A 7,691-nucleotide genomic window follows, 5' to 3' on the forward strand; every position below is an offset into this window, starting at 1 on the left:
AAACGCCCACCACAAGTCCATGATCGCCCCGGGCAGGGCAGCGGGTCAGGTTGCCGTGGTCAGGAGGGCTTCGACTTCTGCTCGGGTCGGAGGGCTGGCGCCTCGGCGGGCGCAGGTCAGCGCGGCCACCGTGGCCGCCTGGCTTAGCACCGTCGTCCACTGCGACTCGGTCACGGCGGCGAGCCGGTCGGCCGGCCGGTCACCGAGCGCGTCGATGTCGGCCAGCGCGGCTAGCAGGCCACCGGTGAACGAGTCGCCGGCGCCGACGGTGTCGACCACTGTGGTGCGTACCGCCGGTTGTTCGTGCAGTGAACCGTTCGGGGCGAGCAACCACGCGCCCTCGCCGCCCCGGGTGACCACCGCACAGGGCACCCCGGCCTCGCGCCATTCGGCAAGCACGTCGCCCACCGAGCGGTCCGGGTAGAGCCAGGTCAGATCCTCGTCGCTGGCCTTGACCAGGTGCGCGAGGCGGATCTGGCGGCGTGTCCTCTCCTGCTCCGCGGCCCGGTCCGTGACGATGCTCGGGCGGAGGTTGAGGTCGATCGAGATGGTCAGCCCGTCACTGTCGCGTTCGCGGGAGAGCAGGCCCTCCAGCACCTGCGCGCCGGGCGCGAGCGCCAGCGCCAGCGACCCGGTGTGCAGGGCCGTCGCCGACGAGCCGGCCAGGTCGGGCAGCTCCTGCGGGGTCCACTGCCAGTCCGCCGCGCCGTCGAGTCGGAACTCGTAGCTGGCCTGCCCGGTGGTGTTCAGGGTGGCGACCGCCACCGAGGTGGGCTCCTCGGCGCGGACCGCCCACCGCAGGTCCACCCGGTTGGCCGCCAGGTACTCGGCGATCTGCCGGCCGTACTCGTCGGGGCCGATCCGGGCCAGCAGCCGCACCGGCTCGTCGAGCCGCGCCAGGGTGACCGCCACGTTCGCCGGGGACCCACCCGGCACCGCCCGCTGCCCCTCGGCGGTGACCACCAGGTCGATGAGGGCCTCGCCCGCCACCACGATCATGCGGTCACCGCGCCGGGGGCGAGCGGGCCGGGACCACCGAGCGCGCCGGCCGAGCGGGACAGCAGCACCGCCTGGTAGGCGTGGTAGACGTCCGGCCGGCCGTGCCAGACCGTGTCGGTGGGCAGGTTCCGCTCGTCCAGCTCGTGCCGCCAGCCGGTGCCGTCGATCAGGTAGCGGCGCGCGTACGCCCAGAAGACCCGGTACCAGTCGGCGTAGACCGCGTCCCCGGTGCGGCGGTGCAGGGTGATCGCCGCGCCGATGGCCTCGGCCAGCACCCAGTGCATCCGGGAGCGCACCACCGGCCGGTCGTCCCAGTCGATCGTGTAGACGAAGCCGTCGGCGCCGTCGACCGCCCAGCCGCGCCGCACGGCGGCCGCGAAGAGGGTACGGGCGTCGGCGAGCAGCCAGGCCGGTGGCTGCGGCAGGACCGCCTCCAGCTCCAGCAGCAGCCGGGCCCACTCCAGCCAGTGGCCCATCGTCGAGCCGTACGGCCGGAACGGGTCGGCGGGCTGGTCCCGGTTGTAGTCGAGCAGGGGCGTCCAGTCGGCCGTGAAGTGCTCGGGCAGCCGCCAGTCGTGCCGGGCGGCCTCGGTGTGCACCAGGTGGGTGGCGATCCGCAGGGCCCGGTCGGTCCAGCTCGCGTCGCCGGTGGCGGCGGCAGCGGCGAGGAACGCCTCGACCATGTGCATGCTGCTGTTGGCGCCGCGGTAGTCCTCGGTGACCGTCCAGTCCCGGTTCCACGATTCGCGGACCGCGCCCGCGTCGTCGTCCCAGAACCGGTCCCGCACCACGGCGAGCACGTCGGCGAGCAGGCGGTCCGCGCCGGGTCGTCCGGCCCGGGCGGCGCTGGACGCGGCGAGCAGCACGAACGCGTGGTCGTAGCCGGCCTTGCGCTCGTCGGTCGGCGTGCCCTGCTGGTCCACGGCACCGAACCAGCCGCCGTACCGGTCGTCGCGCAGCAGCGTGCTGAGCGCGGCGACGCCGTGGTCGACGAGGGCGGCGGCATCCGGGTCGCCGTTGCGGTGGGCGAGCGCGGCCACGTGGGTCATCCGGCAGGTGATCCACGTGTAGACAGGTTCGCCACGGTCCGGGGTGCGGTCGTCGGTGAGCCACCAGAACCCGCCCTCGGGGCGGACCGCGCGACGGGCGGTGTCGAGCAGCGTGTGGGTCTGGTCGGCGAGGAACCCGTCCAGGTCGGGCAGGTCGGGTGACCCTGCCGGGGCAGGGGTCGTTTCGGTGTCGGAGCGGGGCACGTCGGTCATCTCAGCTGGTCACCGTCGAGGAGCGAAGGGGCATACGGCAAGGATCGGCGGACGAACCGGGTCCGCGCCGGAAACCCGCTTACGGTACGCCGGGAGCCGGCCGTCCGACCGCGGTGCGACACGGAGGGAATCATGAGGGGCCATTATCCCTTTTTGTCCGTTGACATCGTTGTCACTCATCAACCCTGCTCCGGCGGCCGGGCCACTGTCAACTTCCGGTGCGCTGCGGCTAGTAGTAGTTGTCGATCGGCTGGCGCGCCTCGTCGAACAGCGCCGGCCCCTCGTAGCGGACCGGAGGCAGCGCCGGGGTGGTGGCCGGCTTGACCTCCTCGAACTGCTCGCCGGACAGGGCGTACACCACCCGACCGAGGCCGGACCGGTCGATCGCTGTCGCGCACATCGGGCAGGGCTGGCAACTGGTGAACATGGTGGTGCGGGCGGCCACGTCGCGCGAGAGTTCCCGAGCGGCCCAACGGGCCAGCTTCAGTTCCGGATGAGCCGTGATGTCCGCGTCCGAGACCACGGTGTTGTGATCCTCGATCAGAACGGTGCCGTCGGCGTCGACAAGCAACGAGCCGAACGGCCGTTCGCCGGAGGCCCCCGCCTGGTTGGCGAGTTCGACGGCGCGGCGGAGAAAGGTCTCGTCCTCGGGTGTCATCGGTCCTCCTGAGATGAGTGGTACGCGGCCACGGCCGCAAGGGTCCGCCAGGCACGTTCGGGCTCGGGATCGGTGCCCGGGGCGAAGTTCGGTACGGTCACGCCAATCCGCACGGGTCCCACGCTAGCCACAGTGGACCCGGCACGCCAACACCGTGGTGGCACGGTGGATGCCACGGGAGGCTGGATGGATCTGCCGGAGGGACTGGGCTGGATACGGGGGTCAGCGGTCGGCCGGGCCTGGCTGGCCACACTTCCGACGTTGCTGGCGGAGTGCGCCGAGCGGTGGTCGCTGCGACTGGGCCCGCCCTTCCGGTACGCGTACGCCTCCCTGGCGCTCCCCGCCGACCTGCCCGACGGCACGGCGGCGGTGCTCAAGCTCCAGTTCCCGACCGGGGACAGCCAGCACGAGGCCCACGCGCTGGCCCACTGGGACGGCGACGGCGCGGTCCGGCTGCTCGCACACGACCCGCAACGGCACGCCCTGCTGGTGGAACGCTGCCAACCCGGCACGCCGCTGTACGAGCTGCCGCTGGACCGGGCACTGGACGCGGCGACCCACGTGCTGCCCCGGCTCTGGCGGCCGGCCGGCACGCCGTTCACCCCACTCGCCGAGGAGGCCGCCGGCTGGCTCGACCGGATTCCCCGGAGCTGGGAACGGGCCGGCCGGCCGTACGAGCGGCGGCTGCTCGACGCGGCGTGCGCCCTGCTCGTCGACCTGGCGTCGAGCCAGGGCGAGCAGGTGCTCGTCAACCAGGACCTGCACGCCGGCAACGTGCTCGCCGCCGACCGCGAGCCCTGGTTGGTGATCGACCCGAAGCCGCTGAGCGGTGAGCGGGAGTTCTCGGTCGTGCCGCTCGTGCGCGGTCCGGAGCTGGGCCACTCGCCGGCCGCCGTCCGGCACCGGCTGCACCGGCTCAGCACCGACCTCGGGCTGGACGCCGAGCGGGTCCGGGGTTGGACGATCGGCCACACGATGGCCTGGAGCATCGACGGCGAGGTCGTCTTTCCGCACCAGATCGAGGTGGTCCGCTGGCTGCTCGACGGCGAGTGACGCCCGGCCGGCGGCCACGCTGGCCCCGCATCCCGCGATCAAGCGCGGGCGGCGGCCGGTCAGCCGGCCTGGCAGGTGCGGCACCAGTAGAGGTTGCGGCCGGCCAGTTCCCCGCGACTGACCTCGGTGCCGCAGATGTGGCAGGGCGCGCCGGGGCGGCGGTAGACGTACACCTCGCCGCCGTGGCGGTCGACCCGCGGCGGGCGGCCCATCGCCTCCGGCAGGTGCGCGTCGCGCACGGTGTCGATCCGCCCCTGCCGGAGGGCGAGGCGCATCAGCTCGACCAGGTCGACCCAGAGCGCGTCCCAGCCGGCGCGGGTCAGGTTGCGGCCCGGCATCGTCGGCGACAACCCGGCCCGGAACAGCGCCTCGGTCACGAAGATCAGCCCGGTGCCGGCCACCACCGACTGGTCCAGCAGCAGCGCCGCGAGGGGCGTGGGGCTGCGGGAGATCCGGGCGTACGCCCGCTCGGGGTCGGCGTCGGCGCGCAGCGGATCCGGCCCGAGGCGCTCGCGCAGGGCGGTGACCTCGGGCGGGGTGAACAGCTCGCAGGCGGTCGGCCCGCGCAGGTCGAGCCAGTGCCGGTCGCTGGCCAGCCGCAGTCGTACCTGGCCGACGGGCTCGGGCGGCTCCCCCGGCCCGTCGGTGAACTTCCCGTACAGGCCGAGGTGCACGTGCAGGGTCAGCTCGCCGGCGTAGTGGTGCAGGAGGTGCTTGCCGTACGCCTCGGTGCTCTCCAGGACCGTGCCGGACAGCCGGGCCGCGCCCTCGGCGAAGCGGCCCTGCGGGCTGGCGGCGTGCAGCTTGTCCCCGGCGAACAGCTCGGCGTGCCGGGCCGCCAGGCGATGAATCGTGTGTCCCTCTGGCACGGGACCCAAGGATAGTCAGCGGCAGCCGGCCGGGCCGAATGAGCAGTGCGGTCACGTCAGCCCAGGCGCTGCTCCTTGACGTCGGCCACGAACGACGCCCAGGCGCGCGGAGGGAAGACCAGGGCGGCCCCGGACGGGGCCTTGCTGTCGCGTACGGCAACGACGCCGGGGAGGTTGTCGGCCACCTCGACGCAGTCACCGCCGCTCCCGCCGCTGCGGGTGCTCTTGCGCCAGGTGGCACCGGCCAGGTCAGTCATGATGCTCCTCGATGATCGAAGTGATCATTTTCTCTGATTCTGCCTCAGTCGACGCCAGCGTCTCCAGATCAGACCAGACATGTTCGAAGGCGGCCACCTCGGCTGGCTTGTCGAGATAGAGCGCTCCGGTGATGTTCTCCAGGTAGACGGTAGTCGGCTCGGTCGACGCCCTCCCGAACGCCTGCGGGAAGCCCAGCAGGACGAACGTGCCGGTCTCGCTGGCCAGCGGCGGACCGGCGGCGAGCGGCAGCACCCGCAGGCTGACGTTCGGCAGCAGTGCCGCGTCGAGCAGGTGGCGCAACTGCCCCACCATCGCCCGCCGGTCGGGGATCGTGCGCCGCAGCACCGCTTCGCTCAGGACGACCCGCAGGACAGGCGCGGTCGGCAGCCGGCGGACGAGGATGCCCTGCCGTTGCAACCGGACCTCGACCAGCTTCTCCCGATCCTGCGCGCTCATGGTCGGGTTCTTGCGGCGGAAAAGCTCGCTGGCGTATTCGCGGGTTTGCAGGAGGCCGGGGATCAGCTCGGAGTCGTATCGGCGAATCAGACTCGCCGACGATTCCAGGCCGACGTACAGCGAGAACCACGACGGGACGACATCGCCGTACGAATGCCACCACCCTTTGGCACGAGTTTCCTTCGCGAGCGCGGCAACGATCTCCCGCATATCGTCGGGCACCCGGTAGAGAGCGCACATCGCTCGGGCGTCCACCACGCGCACCGGGACCAGCCCCTTCTCGATGCGCCACACCTTCTGCCGCGAGCAGTCCAGCGCCGCGGCCGCGGCGTCCAGAGTCACCGAGGCGTCCTCGCGGAGCTGGGTGAGCAGCCGGCCGAGCTGTCGTCGAGGGACCGTGGACCCGCCTGTTTCATCCGTCATGCAACATCACCGCACTCTTCCTGCAACACCGATTGTTTCGCCCCGCACACATTTCTTTTCCATTCCTCGTGCGTCAATACGGCTTGAGAGTAGGACGGGGTGGAGTTGTTGCACAAGGGGGCCAGCGTGGAACAGGCTGTCACGTATCGGGGGCCGGAAAAGAACGCCGGGAATGGCGTTGGCAGCAATTCGGCGGGAAGGATGCCGCGGTGCGCGTGTCGTACAACGAATACCTCTTGGTCACCGCGCTGACCCTCGCCCGCCGGCATCGGCCGGTCTGGAGCTGGACGCGCTGGCGCAGGGTGTGCCGCTGCGGCGCGGAGCTGCCCTGCCGGGTCCGCCACCGCATCCCGATCAACCGTGGGCACTGGCCGACGTGACCGAGCTGAAGCCCGGCGACCTCCTGCTGATCGGGGCGGCCTGCTCGGTGCAGTTCTCCGGCGACCGCGAGCTGCGGCTGCGACTGGTGAGCGTGGACGCGCGCCCCACGTACCACGGGTGGGTCTGGCTGACCGGCTACGTGCTGGACGCCAAGGGCCTGGCCGTCGACAAGCGGGAGCTGTACGTGCAGCGGGCCGGGCTGCGGGTGCTGAGCGCCGCCCCGGTGCCGGGCAGGGCGGTCCGCGCGTGATGGGCGTACCCGGAATTGGTGTCAGGAAACGCCCAACGGGGTAGTTGAGGGCGGTACCGCGTGGGTGCCACCCGTTTCGTCGGCCACCACGCATTCATCAGGAGGTGTGTAGTGGTCAGGATTCCTTCGCTGTCCCGCCGGTCCGAGCCGGCGCCGACGCGGGACGAGAACCTCGACGGGCGCGTCGACGGCAACGACACCCCGGTCGCCGACCGGGACAGCAGCACTGCGGTCACCGACACCGGCCGGCCCGACGACGTCACCGGCCGACCGGTGGCAACCGACCGGGACGCCGACCAGACGACGTACCGCAGCACGACGGCGACCGGCGACCAGGTCGGCGAGGCCGAGCGGCGTGCCGCGGAGCGCGCGGCCGTGGCCCGCGCCGCCACCGCCCGCCCGGTGGAGGGCGACTCCCGGCCCGGCGCGGTCCGGTCGGACGGCCCGACCCGGGCGAGCAGCGCCGCGGCGACCGCCCCGACCATCGAGCGTGACACCGACCTCGACCGCGACCGCACGACCCGACGCCCCGAGAGCGACACGGACCTCGACCGGACGACCCCGCGACCCGACCCGACGGACCGCGTCGCGACCGACCGCCCGGTCGACCCCACCCCCGGCCACACCGAGCCGGAGCCGCCGGTGACGCGCGGCCCGAAGCCACGGGCCAGCCTGCTCGCCACCCTCGGCCTGATCGTCTCCGTCGCCGGTGCGCTGTTCGTGCTGACCGGCACCCTGGCCGGGTACGGCATCGGGCTCGGCGCGTTCGGCGCGGTGCTCTCGGTGCTCGGCCTGATGGCCACCCGCCGCAGGCACGTCGCCGGCAAGACCGACGCCCTGTTCGGTGTGCTCATCGGCCTCGCGGCGGTGGTGATCGGCGTGCTGGCGATGACCGGTCAGTTCGACTGGCCGACCACCGACGGCGACTGGGTGCAGCGCTTCCGCGAGTGGCTCGACTCACAGTTTGTCGACCGTTTCTAGCGGGCACTTTTCGGCTCGCCGGTGATGCACCGGCGCGGCCGGCGGTTCGCCGGCAGCCCGCAGGTGGTTCACCGATCGGGCAACACCCTTTCAGGGGCGGC

General features: G+C 72.5%; 10 protein-coding genes. 4 read left to right on the top strand and 6 right to left on the bottom strand.

The genetic code is table 11. The features are described from left to right. Positions 1–45: 45 nt before the first annotated feature. The 3 genes from AB0J68_RS22330 to AB0J68_RS22340 all read right to left on the bottom strand — a co-directional run bounded on the left by AB0J68_RS22330 (position 46) and on the right by AB0J68_RS22340 (position 2,919). Positions 46–999, bottom strand: a complete 954-nt coding sequence (locus AB0J68_RS22330) for a carbohydrate kinase (RefSeq protein ID WP_363940350.1) — start codon at positions 997–999, stop codon at positions 46–48. Next, a complete protein-coding gene (locus AB0J68_RS22335; protein ID WP_363940351.1) occupies positions 996–2,261 on the bottom strand; it encodes an AGE family epimerase/isomerase in 1,266 nt (421 codons plus the stop codon). The genes AB0J68_RS22330 and AB0J68_RS22335 overlap by 4 nt, the downstream gene beginning before the upstream one ends. A gap of 229 nt (positions 2,262–2,490) precedes the next feature. Next, entirely contained in the window at positions 2,491–2,919 is a 429-nt protein-coding gene (locus AB0J68_RS22340) for a nucleoside deaminase (protein ID WP_363940353.1), read from the bottom strand. A gap of 186 nt (positions 2,920–3,105) precedes the next feature. On the opposite strand from AB0J68_RS22340, the gene AB0J68_RS22345 reads away from it, so the two are divergent. Further along, complete coding sequence (locus tag AB0J68_RS22345; protein ID WP_363940355.1) at positions 3,106–3,972, top strand: aminoglycoside phosphotransferase family protein; 867 nt, start codon at positions 3,106–3,108, stop codon at positions 3,970–3,972. 59 nt (positions 3,973–4,031) lie between these two features. On the opposite strand, the gene AB0J68_RS22350 is transcribed toward AB0J68_RS22345, so the two are convergent. The 3 genes from AB0J68_RS22350 to AB0J68_RS22360 are packed head-to-tail and all read right to left on the bottom strand — an operon-like array spanning position 4,032 to position 5,978. Further along, the gene (locus AB0J68_RS22350) at positions 4,032–4,841 is read right to left on the bottom strand and encodes a DNA-formamidopyrimidine glycosylase family protein (RefSeq protein WP_354860464.1); all 810 of its coding nucleotides are present in this window, start codon (positions 4,839–4,841) and stop codon (positions 4,032–4,034) included. Between the two features lie 56 nt (positions 4,842–4,897). Beyond that, positions 4,898–5,098 (bottom strand): DUF397 domain-containing protein, encoded by a 201-nt coding sequence (locus AB0J68_RS22355; protein WP_354860466.1) that lies wholly within the window; start codon positions 5,096–5,098, stop codon positions 4,898–4,900. Continuing rightward, the gene (locus tag AB0J68_RS22360; protein WP_355138014.1) at positions 5,091–5,978 is read right to left on the bottom strand and encodes a helix-turn-helix transcriptional regulator; all 888 of its coding nucleotides are present in this window, start codon (positions 5,976–5,978) and stop codon (positions 5,091–5,093) included. Before AB0J68_RS22360 ends, AB0J68_RS22355 begins: the two co-directional genes overlap by 8 nt. 209 nt (positions 5,979–6,187) lie before the next feature. Between AB0J68_RS22360 and AB0J68_RS22365 the strand changes: the two genes are divergently transcribed. The 3 genes from AB0J68_RS22365 to AB0J68_RS22375 all read left to right on the top strand — a co-directional run bounded on the left by AB0J68_RS22365 (position 6,188) and on the right by AB0J68_RS22375 (position 7,590). Beyond that, positions 6,188–6,358: a hypothetical protein gene (locus AB0J68_RS22365; RefSeq protein ID WP_354860470.1), complete on the top strand. Its 171-nt coding sequence runs from the start codon at positions 6,188–6,190 to the stop codon at positions 6,356–6,358. After that, a complete protein-coding gene (locus tag AB0J68_RS22370) occupies positions 6,355–6,609 on the top strand; it encodes a hypothetical protein (protein WP_363940358.1) in 255 nt (84 codons plus the stop codon). The genes AB0J68_RS22365 and AB0J68_RS22370 overlap by 4 nt, the downstream gene beginning before the upstream one ends. 111 nt (positions 6,610–6,720) lie before the next feature. After that, positions 6,721–7,590, top strand: a complete 870-nt coding sequence (locus AB0J68_RS22375; protein WP_363940360.1) for a sulfite exporter TauE/SafE family protein — start codon at positions 6,721–6,723, stop codon at positions 7,588–7,590. Positions 7,591–7,691: the final 101 nt, after the last annotated feature.

It is taken from the genome of Micromonospora sp. NPDC049580 (genome assembly GCF_040675595.1).
GTDB lineage: Bacteria > Actinomycetota > Actinomycetes > Mycobacteriales > Micromonosporaceae > Micromonospora.

What these genes read in the sequence shown, in the direction of transcription:
- AB0J68_RS22330 (WP_363940350.1), bottom strand. Translation starts at nt 999, where the DNA reads ATGATCGTGGTGGCGGGCGAGGCCCTCATCGACCTGGTGGTCACCGCC.
- AB0J68_RS22335 (WP_363940351.1), bottom strand. Translation starts at nt 2,261, where the DNA reads ATGACCGACGTGCCCCGCTCCGACACCGAAACGACCCCTGCCCCGGCA.
- AB0J68_RS22340 (WP_363940353.1), bottom strand. Translation starts at nt 2,919, where the DNA reads ATGACACCCGAGGACGAGACCTTTCTCCGCCGCGCCGTCGAACTCGCC.
- AB0J68_RS22345 (WP_363940355.1), top strand. Translation starts at nt 3,106, where the DNA reads ATGGATCTGCCGGAGGGACTGGGCTGGATACGGGGGTCAGCGGTCGGC.
- AB0J68_RS22355 (WP_354860466.1), bottom strand. Translation starts at nt 5,098, where the DNA reads ATGACTGACCTGGCCGGTGCCACCTGGCGCAAGAGCACCCGCAGCGGC.
- AB0J68_RS22360 (WP_355138014.1), bottom strand. Translation starts at nt 5,978, where the DNA reads ATGACGGATGAAACAGGCGGGTCCACGGTCCCTCGACGACAGCTCGGC.